14 protein-coding genes are annotated in these 15,961 nt (G+C 65.1%); 13 read left to right on the top strand and 1 reads right to left on the bottom strand.

Going from position 1 to position 15,961, the window contains the following annotated elements:
• Positions 1-25 precede the first annotated feature (25 nt).
• The gene (add, locus tag NKJ28_RS09785) at positions 26-1,066 is read right to left on the bottom strand and encodes an adenosine deaminase (RefSeq protein ID WP_023674229.1); all 1,041 of its coding nucleotides are present in this window, start codon (positions 1,064-1,066) and stop codon (positions 26-28) included.
• Between the two features lie 223 nt (positions 1,067-1,289).
• On the opposite strand from add, the gene NKJ28_RS09780 reads away from it, so the two are divergent.
• The 13 genes from NKJ28_RS09780 (at position 1,290) to NKJ28_RS09720 (ending at position 15,899) form a co-directional block, all read left to right on the top strand.
• Positions 1,290-1,592 carry a hypothetical protein gene (locus NKJ28_RS09780; protein ID WP_352635271.1) on the top strand — a complete coding sequence of 101 codons (303 nt, stop codon included), beginning with the start codon at positions 1,290-1,292 and terminating at the stop codon, positions 1,590-1,592.
• 23 nt (positions 1,593-1,615) lie between these two features.
• Positions 1,616-2,311, top strand: coding sequence for a Rieske 2Fe-2S domain-containing protein (locus tag NKJ28_RS09775; RefSeq protein WP_352635269.1), 696 nt, complete (start codon positions 1,616-1,618; stop codon positions 2,309-2,311).
• Entirely contained in the window at positions 2,308-2,943 is a 636-nt protein-coding gene (locus NKJ28_RS09770; protein WP_352635267.1) for a glutathione S-transferase family protein, read from the top strand. The genes NKJ28_RS09775 and NKJ28_RS09770 overlap by 4 nt, the downstream gene beginning before the upstream one ends.
• A 36-nt stretch (positions 2,944-2,979) precedes the next feature.
• Positions 2,980-4,782, top strand: a complete 1,803-nt coding sequence (locus tag NKJ28_RS09765) for an adenine deaminase (RefSeq protein WP_352635266.1) — start codon at positions 2,980-2,982, stop codon at positions 4,780-4,782.
• Complete coding sequence (locus NKJ28_RS09760) at positions 4,783-5,703, top strand: LysR family transcriptional regulator (RefSeq protein ID WP_352635264.1); 921 nt, start codon at positions 4,783-4,785, stop codon at positions 5,701-5,703. It begins immediately after the preceding gene.
• A gap of 90 nt (positions 5,704-5,793) precedes the next feature.
• Positions 5,794-6,294: a thiamine pyrophosphate-binding protein gene (locus tag NKJ28_RS09755; protein WP_352635262.1), complete on the top strand. Its 501-nt coding sequence runs from the start codon at positions 5,794-5,796 to the stop codon at positions 6,292-6,294.
• A complete protein-coding gene (locus NKJ28_RS09750) occupies positions 6,291-6,899 on the top strand; it encodes a thiamine pyrophosphate-dependent enzyme (RefSeq protein ID WP_352635260.1) in 609 nt (202 codons plus the stop codon). Before NKJ28_RS09755 ends, NKJ28_RS09750 begins: the two co-directional genes overlap by 4 nt.
• A 7-nt stretch (positions 6,900-6,906) precedes the next feature.
• Entirely contained in the window at positions 6,907-8,472 is a 1,566-nt protein-coding gene (locus tag NKJ28_RS09745; RefSeq protein WP_352635258.1) for a GMC family oxidoreductase, read from the top strand.
• A gap of 39 nt (positions 8,473-8,511) precedes the next feature.
• Positions 8,512-9,885 (top strand): amidohydrolase family protein, encoded by a 1,374-nt coding sequence (locus tag NKJ28_RS09740; protein WP_352635256.1) that lies wholly within the window; start codon positions 8,512-8,514, stop codon positions 9,883-9,885.
• A 14-nt stretch (positions 9,886-9,899) separates the two neighbouring features.
• Positions 9,900-10,766, top strand: coding sequence for an aromatic ring-hydroxylating dioxygenase subunit alpha (locus NKJ28_RS09735; protein ID WP_352635254.1), 867 nt, complete (start codon positions 9,900-9,902; stop codon positions 10,764-10,766).
• Positions 10,763-13,912 carry a molybdopterin cofactor-binding domain-containing protein gene (locus NKJ28_RS09730; protein WP_352635252.1) on the top strand — a complete coding sequence of 1,050 codons (3,150 nt, stop codon included), beginning with the start codon at positions 10,763-10,765 and terminating at the stop codon, positions 13,910-13,912. The genes NKJ28_RS09735 and NKJ28_RS09730 overlap by 4 nt, the downstream gene beginning before the upstream one ends.
• A complete protein-coding gene (locus NKJ28_RS09725; RefSeq protein WP_352635250.1) occupies positions 13,909-14,397 on the top strand; it encodes a (2Fe-2S)-binding protein in 489 nt (162 codons plus the stop codon). Before NKJ28_RS09730 ends, NKJ28_RS09725 begins: the two co-directional genes overlap by 4 nt.
• Positions 14,394-15,899 carry an aldehyde dehydrogenase family protein gene (locus NKJ28_RS09720; protein WP_352635248.1) on the top strand — a complete coding sequence of 502 codons (1,506 nt, stop codon included), beginning with the start codon at positions 14,394-14,396 and terminating at the stop codon, positions 15,897-15,899. The genes NKJ28_RS09725 and NKJ28_RS09720 overlap by 4 nt, the downstream gene beginning before the upstream one ends.
• Positions 15,900-15,961 lie beyond the last annotated feature (62 nt).

Genomic DNA, 15,961 nt, shown 5'->3' with positions numbered 1-15,961 from the left:
TTCGGTCCTTTGTTCCGTGTCGTGTTCAGTTCGGGAGAGACAGTTCGGTTTCCATGAGGCGGTCGATTTCTGCCGACCAGTCGGCCAGCCATGCCTGCTTGATGTCGTCGTCGAGCCATGCTGCGGACAGGCCAGCCAGCGCGATCCGCTTCAGTGCCGGCGGCCCGAGCGCAAAATTTTCGGCGATCAGCGCGTATTCGCGGTCGAGTGTCGTGGCGAACATGGGCGGATCGTCGGAGTGGATCGTCACGGTAAGCCCGGCCTCGATCATGCGGCGGATCGCGTGGTCTGGCGCGGAAAGGTCACGCCAGACGGTGGTGGCCAGCGTCGTGCTCGGACAGCAGGTGAAGACGATGCCCATCTCCCTGCACTGTGCCATCAGCGCCGGGTCGTCGACGACATGGTAACCGTGGTCGACCCGTCCCAGGCCGAGAATGTCGATGGTGTCGCGGACGTAGCCCGCCGGGCCATCCTCGCCCGCATGGTTGGTGACATTGAGCCCGGCAGCCCGCGCTCGCTCGACGATGCGCGCAAACATCGGCGGTGGGTTCGGGCGTTCGTCGTAATCGAAGCCGATGCCGATCACCTCAGCCGGGCGCTCGGCCAGAACCATGTCCAGGAAGCGCTCGCCACCTGCCGCGCCGAGCGGCTTCGCATGCGCCGGTATCAGCTTTGCTATAAGCCCATAGCGCTCCTTTGCGCGGTGAAAGCCGTCGAGGATGCCTTCGAGCATAGTCGAATAGGCCACGCCATGAGCCAGATGCGCATGCGGGCTGAAGAACAGTTCGACGTAGCGCGCACCGGCCTTCGCGCAGCGCTCCAGTGCCTCGAAGGTGATGCGAGAGAAATCGTCCGCAGTCCTGATCGAGGCGCAAACCAGATCGTAAATCTTCAGGAAATCCAGCAGGTTGCCGTAGCTGTAGAGCTCCGATGTCGATCTGCCGTCCGGCAGCGACACCGCGTTTAGCGCCGCCAGCTCGGCGAATGTCTCTGTGGAGACGGCACCCTCGAGGTGCAAGTGCAACTCGACCTTGGGTATAAGCTGAATGAAACTTGACAACGACATCGACGCTCACCCGCCCGGACCGGCAATCCCAAGCCGCACCTGGTTTTCTTGGGCGACGGACGGCTGCCGAGTTGTTCGATAATCGCGGTTTTTTCCAACTGTCCGATCACCTGATACGCAACAGATGTCAGGGAAACGGGGCTTGCACAAGCCAAAAAATGATGCCTAACTAGACACATTCTAAAACTGCTTAAAAAATGTGCAGCCCGGGAGAAATATAGGCATGAAGCACCTACCGGAAGCGCAGAACCTTGCGCCTCCGCCTCAAACAACGCGCCTGCGCTTCGTCGGCCAACTGGTGTCGTCGAGCTTTAGCGAGTTCGCCGACAGGCGTGCCGCTCGGCTCAATCTCGATCTGCTGGTGCACGAAGCCGCGGACGATTTTTTTGTCGTCCAGGTTTCGGGCCAGCCCGATCTCATCGATGCCTTCGAGATGGCATGTAGCCTGGGACCAATCGACTGTCTGGTAATGGACTGCGAACGGGCCGAAATTCGGGAATATTCCAGGGGGAAAGACGCAGAATGACGATACAGGCTGGATGGCACCCAGTGGCGCTGTCGGGATCGATCGAGCCGGGCAGTTCGGCCGGGATCCGCCTTGGCGGAAACGAGCTGGTGGTGTGGCGCGACAACAGTGGCGCAGCGCATGTGTGGGAGGATCGCTGCCCACATCGCGGTATGAAGCTGAGCTTCGGTTTTGTCCGCGGCGATCATATTGCCTGTCTTTATCACGGCTGGCAGTACGATTCGGCCGGCCAGTGCCGATACATTCCGGCCCACCCCGATCTCAGGGTGCCGGCGTCCATTACCGTGTCGGTCTACAGCACGGCCGAGGCGGCTGGCATGATCTGGACGACGCTGGACCCGGCAGCAGCATTGCCCGAACTGCCTGCCTTGCCAGAGGAGGTGGTGCCGGTCCGCAGCCTGTATCTCGACAGTCCCGCCGCAATGGTGATCGATGTCGTGAGGGCCATGCCGCCCAGGCCCTTCTCCCGCGGATCCGGGCTCGCTGATCTGAAGGCGCTGAGCGGGATGCTGTTCAGCCTGACGGTCGGCAAAGAGACGCTGCTTCTTGGCCTGCAAGAGCTGACCGGCAAACGATCGGCCCTGCATGTCGTGATTGACGGACCGGCGGCAAAATATGCCGGCAAGGGACAGGAGCATTTCTTCGCTTGGACGAGCGAGCTGCGTCATCATCTCGAGGCCGGGCGTACCGGCGCGACCTCGACGACGTTGGCCGCATGATGGCGAGGATCACGCTCTACAACTACGAGCTGGACGAAAACTGCTACAAGGTGCGGCTGGCGCTTTCCATGCTCGGCCTGGAATGGCAGACCGTTGCAGTCGATGCATTTCCGGGGGCGGAGCAGAAGACGCCGCCATTCCTGGCCATGAACCCGGCGGGCAGCCTGCCCATTCTCCGCGACGACGAGATGACGATGTTCGGCGCCGAGTCCATCATCGCCCATCTGGCGCGCAGCCGCGATTCAACGGGTGCATGGCTGCCGGCGGATGGTGCGGATTTCGCCAAGGTGATGCAGTGGCTTTTCTTTGCTGCCGGCGATCTCGGCGTTGCCGGCGCCGCGCGCCGCCATGCCATGTTCGGTGCCGCCGGCGACGAGGCTGCGCTGCGTGCCGGTGCCGCGCAAGCGCTCCGCGCCATGGACGACCATATGACCGCGCGGGGTTTCGAGAAGAAAGAATGGTTCGCTGCGGACCGCCCGACCATCGCCGACATCGCGCTTTTTCCGGCGTTTGCGCTGAGCCGCGATTTCGGCGTCGACCATGACGAGTATCCGGCGCTGCGCCGCTGGGTGCGTCGCTTCCGCGCGCTTCCCGGCTTCATGACCATGCCGGGCATTCCCGACTACCATTGACGCCCAACATCCAACGAGGACGAGGCTAGCAACAGAATGACCTCTCTCACGCGCTTTTCCGTCCAGCCGCTCTCGTCCATGACCCGGCGACTGGCCGGTGTCGCTTCCGGGCGAGCCGATCCAGATCTGGTCATTGCCGGCGCACGCGTATTGTCGACCTATTCGGAGCGCATTCTTCCAGGCCGCGAGATCTGGCTATCGGGAGGACGGATCGCCGCCGTGAAGCCGGCCGGCACTTATAAGGGCGGCAGCGCCAGGATATATGACGCCAGGGGCGGCATCGTCGCCCCCGGCCTGGTCGATCCGCACATCCACATCGAATCCTCGATGGTGACGGCCTGCGCCTATGCCGAGGCGGCGCTGCTCAACGGCACCACGACCCTCTTCTGCGACAGCCACGAGATCGGCAACGTCATGGACGTTGCTGGCATCGAGGCGATGCTGGAGGACGCGCGCCTGGCGCCGTTGTCCATTTTCCTGACGGTTCCGAGCACCGTCCCGGCAACTTCGCCGTTGCTGGAAACGGCCGGTGGCGACCTGACAGCCGAGAAGATCGGCGCATTGTTCGACAAATGGCCGGAAGCCGTGGCGCTCGGCGAGAAGATGGATTTCGTGCCAGTGGCTATGGGCGATGAACGCAGCCATGCCATCCTCGCTGCGGCGCTGAAACGCGGCCGCCCGGTATCGGGACACGTCTATGGACGCGAATTCGTGTCGGCCTATGCAGCGTCCGGCGTCACCGACAGCCATGAGGCGATCAACCACGAGATCGCCGACGACATGCTCGAAGCCGGCATCTGGCTGTTCCTGCGCGGCGGCCCGCCGACGACGCCGTGGCACAGCCTGCCCGCAGCGATCAAGACGATCACGGAACTCGGAGCCTCGCACAAGCGCATCGCGGTCTGCACCGACGACCGCGATGCTGACGACCTGATGCTCTTCGGCCTTGACTGGGTGACGCGCGAGGCGATGAAGGCCGGCATGACGCCGGAGCAGGCCTGGTCTATGGGCTCACTGCATGGCGCGACGCGCTTCGGCATGGAAGGCGAAATCGGAGGCCTCGGTGGCGGCCGCCGTGCCGACCTGGTGCTGCTCGACGACGGCTTCGATCCCGTCAGCACGTGGTATGGCGGCGAACTCGTCGTCGATGACGGCAAGATCACGCCGCTGCTCGACCAGGCCCTCTCGACCCGCTACCGCTATCCGGACACGGCCTACCACACAGTGAAGCTGCCGAAGCAGATCAAGCTGACGCCGGACCTGCCAACCGCCAAGGTGGTGGCGCATACCATCCGCACCGAACTGCCGGGGATCACGCTCGGCCATCAGAAGATCACGCTCGATCCGGCCAACGACTGGCAGAACCATTTCGACCGCCACGGCCTGTGCTTCGTCACCGTGGTCGAGCGACATGGCAAGTCGGACGGCAACGTCGCCTACGGGCTGCTCAGCAATTTCAAGCTGCGACGCGGCGCCGTCGCATCGTCCGTCGGCCACGACAGCCACAACATCATCATCGCCGGCCTCAACGAGGCCGACATGCAGGTGGCGCTGCGGGCGATCGAGGAAACGCAAGGCGGCGTCTGTGTCGTCGTCGACGGCAAAGTGACTGCCATGGTCGAACTGCCGATCGCCGGTCTGCTGTCCGACAAGCGCGTCACCGAGGTCGCAGAGGAGGTGAAGATCCTCAAGCGGGAATGGGAGGCGGCCGGCTGCTGCATTCCCTATATGGGCTTCAACCTCATCCCGCTCTCGGTCATCCCCGAAATCCGCATCACCGACAAGGGTCTCGTGCTGGTGCCGGAAATGGAGATCGTCCCCGCCTTCGAGGCCACCTGAGTGGATCCCTTCCGACTCGGCCTGGTCTCACCGCGCATCCACTATTTCCAACTGGTTGCGCGGCTGGGCTCGGTTCGCCAGACCGCGCAGGCGCTCAACGTGGCGCCATCCTCCATCAGCCGCGTCATCAAGGGTCTGGAGGACGAACTGGGCACGCCGCTCTTCGAGCGTGTGCGTCAGCGACTGAAACTGACCAGCGCAGGCGAGCTTCTGCTCTACCACGCGCGTCAGAGCATCACCGAGTTGGCCCGCGCCTCGTCCGAGATCAATGATCTCAGTGGCCTCAACCGCGGCTCGTTGTCCGTGGCAATCGTGGAGAGCGCGGCGCGCGGGCTGGTGCCGAACGCGCTGAAGGAATTCTGGAAACGCCACCCGCAGATCTCGGTCGATGTGCATGTCGCCGGGTCGCAGCGGGCCTGCGATGCAGTTGCCGACGGCGAATGCGATCTGGCGCTTGCTTTCGACGTGCGCGTGCCGCGCAACGTGCGCAAGATCGCGAGCACGCCTCTGCCGCTCGGCGTCGTCGCTCATCCGGACAGCCGCCTTGCCGGCCGCAAGGAAGTGAAGCTGTTCGATCTTGCCGGCGAACAGGTCATCGTCTCGGACAACAGCCTTGCTTTGGGCATTTCGATCGACGATGCGATCGGGCGCTCCATGATCGACATCACGCGACGGTCGCGGACCAACTCGATCGGACTGATGACCGAGATGGTGCGCCTCAACCTCGGCGTGGTGCTTCGCACCAAGCTCGGCATCGAACCGGAAGTGGCTGACGGATCGCTCGTTTTCGTGCCGTTGCGCGATTCGCGCATGAACCCGCACCGGCTGATGCTGCTCGCCCGGCTGGAACGCGAAATGTCGGATGCGGCCTCCGCATTCGCGGCGCTGCTGGCCCGCATGGTCGAGGCGTTGCATGGTTAGTTGTTGCATTTTGCGCATCGATATAGAGAGTAATTTGTGCCTATCTCGAACAACTGAGCTTTGCGAGACTTCCCGGCCGAAGGGGATGTCATGAAGCAGAGTGCGGTCGACGCGGTCATTCGGGGGCTTAAGCGGGCGGGAGTGAGCATCGTCTGCTACCTGCCCGATTCGCTGTTCAAGGAGCTCTACCCGGCCCTTGATGCCGATCCGGATATCCGCACGATCCGCGTCACCAACGAGGGCGAGGGCGCAGCGATCTGCGGCGGGGTCTTCCTGTCGGGCAAGCGCGCGGCGCTGGTCATGGAAAACTCCGGCTTGCGCGCCTCGGTCGAGCCGCTGGCCCGCATGGGCCTCGGGGCAGGCATCCCGGTCGTGATGCTGATGAGCTATCGCGGCGAGCTCGGAGAGAACAACTGGTGGGCAATCCCGCATGGCATCACCATGGAGCCGGTGCTGAACGCGCTGCGCGTTCCGTACCGGATCGTCACCGAGGAGGCGAAGATCGAGCGCGCCATCATCGACGCCTATTCCTGGTCCTATGCGTCCTATTACCATTCGGCCGTGGCGCTTGGCGGCGAGGTGGTGCGATGAAACGCTTCGACTGCATGAAGGCGCTTGCCGCGCGGTTGAAGGATGAGTTGGTGATCCTTTCGCTCGGCGGCAGCGTCGACGAGTGGTACAACGCCGCGCCGCATATGCGCGAAGCGAGCCTGTTCCAGCAGCAACTCGGCTGCGTCACGCCGCAGGCCTTCGGGCTCGCCGCCGGCCTGCCGCACCGCCGCGTCGTTTCGCTCGATACGGATGGCGGCCTGCTCTTCAATCTGGGCATCCTGGCCACGCTCGGCAACGAACAACCGAAGAACCTCTTCATCGTGGTCTGGGACAATGAGTGCTACCAGTCGATCGGCGGCCCGCCGACGCATACGGCGCTGGGCCGCGTCGACCTTGCCGCGATCGCGCGCGGCGCCGGCGTCGAGAACGCCCATACGGCGCGCACCGTGGAGGAGTTCGACGCGCATTGCGCGAGGGGGCTCGCCTTGGACGCTCCCTATGTGGTGGTCGCCAAGGTCTCGGGAACGGTTCAGCCGGACATCAAGCGCAAACACAGCGACGGCCGCGAGGACAAGTATATCTTCGTCCGCCACGTCGAGGCGAGCGAAGGCATCGTCATCATGGGCCCGAGCGAGCACAACTGACGAGATCATGGGCACCCTCGGACCTGTCGTCCCCCGACGCGCGCTGAAACCCAGCTACGACTACGTCGTGGTCGGCTCGGGTTCCGGTGGCTGTGCGGTGACGCGGCGGCTGGTCGATGCCGGTGCCGACGTCCTCCTGATCGAGGCCGGCCCGACGAGTCTTGGGATCGTGGAGGCCGACGACCCCGGCCAATGGGTGCCGCTTGGCCGCGGCACCTATGACTGGGGCTATGACTATGCTCCGACACCGCGCGTGAACGGCCGTACCATCGGCATCCCGCGTGGCCGCCTGCTGGGCGGCTCAAGCGCCATCAACGCGATGATGTGGTATCGCGGCCACCCACATGATTACGATGCCTGGGAGGCTGGCGGCGCCAAGGGCTGGAGCTTCGCCGACGTGCTGCCCTATTTCCGGCGCTGCGAGGACTGGCGCGATGGTGCAAGCGAGTTTCGGGGTGCGGGTGGTCCGCTCCGTGTCGAGCGGCCGGCGGCACTGCACCCGGTCGCGCAGGCGCTGATCGATGGCGCGGCCGAGATCGGCATCCCCGTAATCGACGATCCCAACGGCCCCAGCAACGAGGGGGCGACCGCCGCGAATTTCAACATCTGCGACGGCAAGCGCTGGAGTTCGGCGACGGGCTATCTCGTGCCTATACTCGATCATCCGATGCTGACGGTGCTGACCGGTTCCGCGGCCATCGGCCTGACGGTCGAAGGCAGCCGATGCGTCGCGGTCCAGCACCTAGTCGGTGGCGAAATCCGCGAAACACGCGCGCGCGAGAGCATCGTGCTCGCGGCCGGTGCCATCGACACGCCGCGCATGCTGATGTTGTCAGGCATCGGCGATCCGCTCGAACTGAAGCGCCTTGGCATTGCGCTCGTTTGCGCCCTGCCGGGCGTCGGCCGGAATCTTCAGGATCATCCGCTGGCGCAGGCCTGCGTTTTCCGCGCGAAGCGCCCGATCGGCCCAATAATGGGCAATGGCGGCGGCTCGATGGTGAACTGGAAGTCGCGGCCGGACCTGCCGCAGCCCGACCTGCACGCCTTTCCGGTCCAGGGCAACAGCGCCGAACCGGCGATCCGCGCGCGCTACGATCTATCCGGCGATGTCTTTTCCTTCGGTACGGGTCTCATGCGCTCGAAGAGCGTCGGGCACTTGAAGTTGCTCGACGGCAAGCCCGGCGGGCCGCTCGAAATCCAACCGAACTTTCTGGCGGAACCGGAAGACCTCGACGCCATGGTCACGGCGGTCGAGATGGTGATGGAGATGGCGGCTGCAAAGGCGAACGCCGGTGTCTTCCGCAACTTTGCCGCACCCGACCGCCGACTGACCCGCACCGAGACCATTGCCTTTATCCGCGACGCGTGCTCGACCTTCTTCCACGTCTGCGGAACCGCCAAGATGGGCGACGACGCGATGGCTGTCGTCGACAGCCGCCTCGCCGTGCACGGGCTGGATGGGCTGCATATCGCCGACGCCTCGGTGATCCCGACGATCCCGACCTGCAACACCCACGCGCCCGCCACTATGATCGGCGAGCGCGCCGCCGATTTCCTGCTCGCGGCAGCTTGAGGATGTCATGAACGACAGAACGCACACGGAGCACTGGCGATGACACGAAGCCTCATCCTTGCGGCCGACACGCTGCTCACTATGGATGAAAATAACCATGTGTTGCCTGACGGCGCCGTGCTGGTCGAGGATGGCCGTATCGCCGCGGTCAGTGCGCTCGCTGCACTGCGTGCGGCGCATCCGGCCGTGGCCGTGAAGAAGCTCGACGATGCCGTGCTCATGCCCGGGCTGGTCAATGCGCATGCACATTCCGGTTTCCTGCGCGGCACGGCGGAGCATCTGCCGGTGTGGGACTGGCTGACGCTCCACATCAATCCGATGCATCGCGTGCTGCAGCCGCACGAGGCCGAGGCGGCGTCACGGCTCTGCTATGCGGAATCCGTGCTCGGGGGCACGACGACCGTCGTCGACATGTGGCGTTTCATGGAGGGCAGCGCCAGGGCGGCCGAGGCGATCGGCAACCGCCTCATCGCCGTGCCTTATGTCGGCGAGCATCCGGACTACGACTACTTTGACACGCTCGACATGAACGAGGCGATGATCGAAGGCTGGCACCGCAAGGCGGGCGGGCGCATCAATGTGTGGGTCGGGCTGGAGCATCTGTTCTATGCGGACGAGGCCGGCCAGCGCCGGGCGATCGACCTCGCAAGGAAATACGAGACCGGCTTCCACACCCATTGCAGCGAGGCTGAGATCGAGATCGCGGAATTTGAGCGGCGTTACGGCAAACGCCCGATGTTCGCGCTGGATGACCTTGGCTTCTTCGAAACCCCGCGCGCCATGATCGCCCACGCCGTCTGGCTCGACCGGGACGAGATCGAGCTTATTTCGAAGCGCCGCGTCTCGGTCGCCCACAACCCCGTTTCCAACATGAAGCTGGCGAGCGGCATCGCGCTGGTGGCCGAGATGCTGAAGGCCGGCGTGTCGGTTGGCATCGGCACGGACGGCGAGAAGGAGAACAACAATTTCGACATGTTCGAAGAGATGAAGGTGGCTTCGTTGCTAGGCAAGCTGAAGGACCTCGACGCCGCCGCAATGGATAGCTGGCAGGTGCTGCGCATGGCCACGATCCTTGGTGCAAAGGCGATCGGCCTCGATCATGAGATCGGCTCGATCGAGGTCGGCAAGCGTGCCGACATCATCGCGGTCCGCACCGATACGCCGCGCATGACGCCGGTCTTCCGCGACGGACCCTATTTCAATCTCCACCACAATCTCGTCCACGCCGTGCGCGGCAGCGACGTGTCCCTGACGATGGTCGATGGCGAGATCCTCGTCGAGCACGGCGTGCTGCGCACCGGCGACCTGCGCGAGATCATTGCCGAAATCCATCGCGTCGCACCTGGCCTGTTCGCCCGGCGCGCCGCCTTCCTCGCCGAGAATTCCGGCGGCAGCCTGCAGTGGACCCAATAAGGCGAGCCCCGGTCATGAAGACGACGGACAAGGCGGCACTGGACGACTGGTACGCGGTGGAGACGGCGGCCGATCTAGGTGGCGCGCCAAGCCGCACGCGGCTGCTCGGACAGGACATCGAACTGGTCCGTGACGCCGCGGGCGCAATTACCGTCCGGGAGGTCCTGGACGACGGCGGCCGCGGCCCCGCGCTGCCCGTCCGGCAGCGCTACGGCTGCGTCTGGACCACGCTGGGCGAGCCCGGGAAGGAAATCTTCGAGATCGCCGAGGCATCGGAGCCCGACCGGCGCTACGTGCCCTGCGGCTGGGTGATGATGCGGGCTTCGGGTTTGCGTGTCGTGGAGAACTTCCTCGACATGGCGCACTTCCCCTTCGTGCATACCGACATTCTCGGCTCGGAGCCGCACACGGAGGTGCCGGCCTATCTGAGCGAGATACGTCGCGAAGTGGACGAGGTCTGGGCGACCAATTGCACGTTCTTCCAGCCACGCATCGCCGCCACGGAAAGCTCCGGCGCGTTTGTGCATCTGACCTATCGCGTGCCGAGCCCATTCGTGGTGATGCTCTATCGCGTGTGCCCCGTGGCGCCGGACCGGCTCGACGCGATCGCGCTGTTCATTCAGCCCATCGAGGAAGACCTCTGCCGCGCCCAGCCGGTCATGTATCTGGTCGATTCCGCTTCGACGCAGACGGCGTTGCTCAACTTCGAACAGGTCATCTTTCTGCAGGACCGGATCATCGTGGAGAACCAGCGACCGCTGCGCCTTCCACTCGAGCCACGGATGGAAATCCCGACCCGCGCCGACAGTTCCTCCATCGCCTACCGCCGCTGGCTGAAGGAAAGGGGCATCCGTTTCGGCACGGCCGCCGGAGCCACATGACCGAGCTGGGTCTCCAGGTGCTTCGCCCGACCTCGGTTGCCGAGGCGCTGTCATGGGCAGGCGAGGGCGCGTCGCAACTGGTCGCCGGGGGCACGGCGCTGCAGCTCGGCTGGGCGACGGGCCTGCCAAAGCCGCGGCGCCTTATCAGCATCAGCCGTATCGCTGGCCTGAAGGGCATCCAACCGGCCGGCGACGGCTTCCGCATCGGCGCACTGACGTCCCTGGGTGCCTTGGAGCGCGACCGGGCGATAGGCGAGACTTTGCCTCTGCTCGCAGCCGCCGTCCGCGCCACGGCGGGACCGGCCGTCCGCAATCTCGCGACACTGGGCGGCAACGTCGCCGGGCGCACGGGTTGCCTTCTGCCGGCGCTGCTCGCGATCGACGCGAAGCTGGAGATCGCCTCACCGGCCGGACACGCCGTCGTGCCGCTCGCGCAATGGCTGGCCGACGCACCGTCAGCGGGCCTCATTGAGACGGTCATCGTTCCACCGCAGCCAACCGCCGCTCGCTGGACCCATCGCAAAGTCGGCCTGCGCGCCGCCTTCACCCCAAGCATGGCCGGTGTCGCCGGGGTGATCGAAACGGCGGACGATCGTGTTACGATCGCGCGGCTCGCGGCCAGCGGCGGCGGGCAAGCGGCCCGCCTTGGCCACGCTGAAGCGCTGCTTATCGGCCGCCGCCTCCAGGAGATCGATTGGGCCGAGCTGCACGCTGCAATTCTCGAAGAGGCGCCGGCGATCGACGATCTGTGGCGGTCCGGCCGCTATCGGCGCAGTGTCGCGGCGAATGCGCTGGTCTTCGGGCTCGGCGGCAAGTTGTCCCAAGGAGCACATTCGCCGCGCCGGCGGACCGTGCCGTCCGGAAAGCCGCCTGCCGAGGTTCTTGTGTCCCGGTCGCAAACCGGCGCACGCTGGCACCAGCGGCCGGACGTTGCGCCGAAAATCGCCGGCAGGCTCGAATACCTGACCGACCATCGCGAGCCCGCCATGCTGGTCGGGCGCATTCGGCGTGCCGGCATTCCCCATGCAAGGATCGTTTCCATCGATACGAGCGCGGCCGAGGCGCTGCCAGGAGTCGCAGCGGTTGTCACGCACCGCGACATCGCCGGCAGCAATGCCTTCGGCATCGTTGTGCAGGATCAGCCTGCACTGTGCTTCGACAAGGTCCGCTATTTCGGCGACGCTGTTGCTGCCGTTGCCGCTGTTGACACGAAGACGGCCGAACGCGCGCTTGCTCTCGTCAGCGTCGAATACGAGCCGCTGCCAATTGTGAGCGATCCCCAACAGGCACTCGCCGCTGGAGCCGAGCCGGTCCACGCCTCCGGCAATCTGCAGTGCAGCTTCGAGTTCACGCGTGGCGATGCCGCCGCGACTTTTGCCAAGGCAGCTCATATCGTCGAGGCTGTCTACGAAACGCCACGCCAGATGCACGGCTTTATGGAGACCGAGGGCGGCTACGCTTTCGTCGGTACGGATGGTACCCTGAACGTCTTTGCCGGTGGGCAGCATGGCCGCCGCGACCGCATGCAGCTCTCGCGCATCCTCGGTATGCCGCAAGAGCGGATACGGGTGGTCACCAGCCCGACTGGCGGCGCATTCGGCGGCAAGGACGAGCTGACCGTGCAGCCGGCCCTGGCCCTGCTGGCGCTGAAGGCCGGACGCGCCGTGCGGCTGCATCTCGACCGGGCGGAATCCGTCATCGCGGGCACCAAGCGCAATGCCATGCGCATCCACATGCGCACCGCCTGCGACGCCGAGGGTCGTCTGCTCGCCCAGCAGGTGGATGTGATCGCGGATGCCGGCGCCTATGCGTCGCTCGGTCCGGGCGTGCTTGAGACGGCGCTCGAACATGCCTGCGGGCCATATGTCGTTCCCAACGTCCTCAGCTCGGGCAGGCTCGCCTACACCAATAACGGCGTCTGCGGCGCGTTTCGCGGCTTCGGTGCCAACCAGATGGCCTTCGCGGTAGAGTGCCAGCTGGACCGGCTGGCCGAAGCCGCCGGCATCGACATTCTCGAGATACGGCGCCGCAATCTGCGTCAGCCTGGCGCGCGCGGTCACCTCGGCCAGCAGGTCGCGCCGTCCGAACGTTTGGCCGAGATGCTGCAAGCCGCCGCTGCTGACCCGATCTGGGCCAAGCCGCGTGGTCCGTCGTTCGACGGCTGTGAGACGATCGGCGTCGGGATGGCGATGAACTATCAAGGCAACGGACTAGGCACGCTGCCGCCGGACCCGGCCGGAGGCGCGTTGCGCTTGGCTGCGGATGGCATGATCGAAGCTCTCTACGGCCTGGACGAGATGGGACAGGGCCTGCTCACCTCGGTCAAGGCCGCCGTAGCCGGAGCGCTCGGCTGCGGTCGCGACGATGTCCGGCCGGTCACCGGCGATACGGCGGCGACGCCCGAATCCGGTTCCTCTACCGCCTCGCGCGGCACTCACGTGGTCTGGCGGGTCGCGGCAGTCGCCGCACCAGCTTTTGCGCGCGACCTGCTGGCCGCAGCGGGCCAACTGCTTTGCCGTGAAGCCGGGACGCTGGCGCTGGGGCCCGGCGGCATCGTCGAGCGACATTCCAACAGCGGCTCACTGCTCATGAGTTTCACCGAGCTTGCCAAGGCGTTGCCTCCGGACGGGCTGCCAGCTGCTGCCGTCAGCTTCGAGTTTCCGAAATCGGACTACCTGAAAGGCAATGCACGCCTGATCTTCGCTTTCGGCGCGACACTGGCGCGCGTTGCCGTGAGCCGCATCACCGGACAGGTACGTGTGCTCGACCTCCATCAGCACACCGCGGCCGGACCGATGCTCGATGCTGCCGCCTATCTTGGCCAGATCGAAGGCGGCGGCGTCCAGGGGCTGGGCTTCACCCTCACCGAGGACGCGGCGATGCGGGATGGCCGGTATCTTGCCGGGAACCTCGATTTCTACACGCTGCCAGGCATTGCCGACACGCCGGAAAGCCTCGCGACCTTCGCGTTGGAGGATCTGGACGAGGACGACCCGTTCGGTCCGCGCGGAGTTGGTGAGCTTGGCATTGGCGCCGTGACGCCAGCCATCGTCAACGCGATTGCGGACGCCACAGGGGCTTGGCCCGAGCGCATCCCGGTCGATCCTGAATGGGTACTCGACGCCCTGCAGAGGAGTGCAGCGTGAGTGCCGAGATCGCGATTACCTTTAACCTCAACGGCTGCCGCCAGGCGCTGGCTGTGCCCGCTGAGTTGCGCCTGATCGACCTGCTGCGCGATCATTTCGGCATGACTGCCGGCAAGATGGCTTGCGGCATCGGCCGCTGCGGCGCTTGTTCCGTGCTGATGGACGATCGCGCGGTCAATGGCTGTCTGCTCATGTCGTGGCAACTCGACCGGGCCACCATCATCACGCCGGAGGGTTTCGACGACCTTCCCGAAGCTATTGTCCTGCGCCAGGCCCTGGCGGCCGAAAACGCCTTCCAGTGCGGCTACTGCGCACCCGGCATCACTGTTGCGCTGACCGCTCTGCTGCTGGAGAATCCGGCTCCCGACGAGTCTCAGATCCGCACTGCGCTCGAAGGCAATATCTGCCGCTGTACCGGCTATCATTCCATCATCCGCGGTGCTCTCGCGGCGGTCGAGGCGCTCGCTTGCGGGGTACGGACATGACGGTCATCATTCGAAACGGTGCAGCCAGGCATGCAGGCGTCAAGGCGTTCCTGGCCAAACCCAGAATGCGGCACCTGATCGGCGGCGGCTGGTGCGACGCCAGCGATGGCGCAACCTTGCCCGCGACCGATCCTGCGAATGGCGACACGCTCGCGCTGCTGGCGCAAGGCACAGCCGATGACGCCGGGCGCGCCGTTGCTACGGCGCGTGCTGCTTTCGAAGGCGAGAGCTGGCGCGACATGACACCGTCGGCACGCGGCAAGCTGCTGTGGCGCATCGCCGACCTGATTGAACGCCATGCCGATGAGCTTGCAGAACTCGAGACGCTTGACCAAGGAAAGTCGCTGAAGACCTCACGCTTCGCCGAGATTCCCGCCTCGGCCGAGCAGTTCCGCTATTTTGCCGGTTTTGCCACGAAAATCCTCGGCACGACCATCCCCACCTCCATCAGCTACCAACCGGTGGGCAGCAAGATTTTCGCCTACACGGTGCGAGAGCCGATCGGTGTCGTGGCAGCCATAACGCCATGGAATTCGCCGCTGCTTATGGCCTCGATGAAGCTCGCCCCGGCGCTTGCCGCCGGCTGTACGATCGTGCTCAAGCCAGCTGAGGAAACGTCGCTCACCGCGCTCAGGCTCGGCGAACTGATGATCGAAGCCGGCTTGCCGGACGGCGTCGTCAATATCGTGACCGGTCTCGGTGAAACCGTGGGCGCAGCATTGGCTGCAGATCCCGATGTCGATAAGGTCGCCTTCACCGGCTCGACGGAAGTCGGAAAGATGATCGTCTCCGCAGCGCGCGGCAATCTGAAGAAGCTGACGCTCGAGCTGGGTGGCAAGTCGCCGGCCATCATCATGCCCGATGCAGACATGGGGCTCGCAATCCCCGGAGTGGCTCGGGGGATCTTCGCCAATGCCGGCCAGGTCTGCGTCGCCGGCTCGCGTGTCTATGCGCATCGCTCGATCTACGACCGTCTGGTGGAGGGGCTGGCGGAAGAGGCGCGAAAGCTGCGTCTCGGACACGGGCTTGACCCGGATACCGACCTTGGTCCGCTGGTCAACGGAACCCAGGCTGCGCGCGTCGCCTTCTACGTCGGCGATGGTGCCTCCAGCGGCGCCGAGATCATCGCCGGCGGCCGGCGCTTCGACAACTTCTTCGAGCCGACCGTGGTTACCGGCGTTCGCTCGGACATGCGCATGATGCGCGAGGAAATCTTCGGCCCGGTCGTTGCCGTGACACCGTTCGATGACGTCGCGGAGGCGTTAAGCCATGCGAACGACTCGCCCTACGGCCTCGCCGCAAGCGTCTGGACCCGCGACCTTTCCGCTGCGCATCGCCTTGCCGCACTTATCCGGTCGGGCACCGTCTGGATCAATTGCCATTCCTACTTCTCGCCGGAATTGCCGAAGGGCGGCCACAAGCAATCCGGTTGGGGCTATGAGAACGGCGCACCGGGCCTGGAGAACTATCTCGAGACGAAAACGGTCTGCGCGGTGATTTAGCCGCGCCTTTCCCGCGATATTCGTGGATCGGCGGCTGACAGCCCTTCCATCGGCGGACAAGG

The organism is Mesorhizobium sp. M0145 (assembly GCF_040322355.1).
In the GTDB taxonomy this organism is placed as follows: Bacteria; Pseudomonadota; Alphaproteobacteria; order Rhizobiales; family Rhizobiaceae; genus Mesorhizobium.
Note: the sequence above shows the minus strand (reverse complement) of the source record. Positions and strands in the feature narration are given on the sequence as shown.

What these genes read in the sequence shown, in the direction of transcription:
- add (WP_023674229.1), bottom strand. Translation starts at nt 1,066, where the DNA reads ATGTCGTTGTCAAGTTTCATTCAGCTTATACCCAAGGTCGAGTTGCAC.
- NKJ28_RS09780 (WP_352635271.1), top strand. Translation starts at nt 1,290, where the DNA reads ATGAAGCACCTACCGGAAGCGCAGAACCTTGCGCCTCCGCCTCAAACA.
- NKJ28_RS09770 (WP_352635267.1), top strand. Translation starts at nt 2,308, where the DNA reads ATGATGGCGAGGATCACGCTCTACAACTACGAGCTGGACGAAAACTGC.
- NKJ28_RS09765 (WP_352635266.1), top strand. Translation starts at nt 2,980, where the DNA reads ATGACCTCTCTCACGCGCTTTTCCGTCCAGCCGCTCTCGTCCATGACC.
- NKJ28_RS09755 (WP_352635262.1), top strand. Translation starts at nt 5,794, where the DNA reads ATGAAGCAGAGTGCGGTCGACGCGGTCATTCGGGGGCTTAAGCGGGCG.
- NKJ28_RS09750 (WP_352635260.1), top strand. Translation starts at nt 6,291, where the DNA reads ATGAAACGCTTCGACTGCATGAAGGCGCTTGCCGCGCGGTTGAAGGAT.
- NKJ28_RS09745 (WP_352635258.1), top strand. Translation starts at nt 6,907, where the DNA reads ATGGGCACCCTCGGACCTGTCGTCCCCCGACGCGCGCTGAAACCCAGC.
- NKJ28_RS09740 (WP_352635256.1), top strand. Translation starts at nt 8,512, where the DNA reads ATGACACGAAGCCTCATCCTTGCGGCCGACACGCTGCTCACTATGGAT.
- NKJ28_RS09735 (WP_352635254.1), top strand. Translation starts at nt 9,900, where the DNA reads ATGAAGACGACGGACAAGGCGGCACTGGACGACTGGTACGCGGTGGAG.
- NKJ28_RS09730 (WP_352635252.1), top strand. Translation starts at nt 10,763, where the DNA reads ATGACCGAGCTGGGTCTCCAGGTGCTTCGCCCGACCTCGGTTGCCGAG.
- NKJ28_RS09720 (WP_352635248.1), top strand. Translation starts at nt 14,394, where the DNA reads ATGACGGTCATCATTCGAAACGGTGCAGCCAGGCATGCAGGCGTCAAG.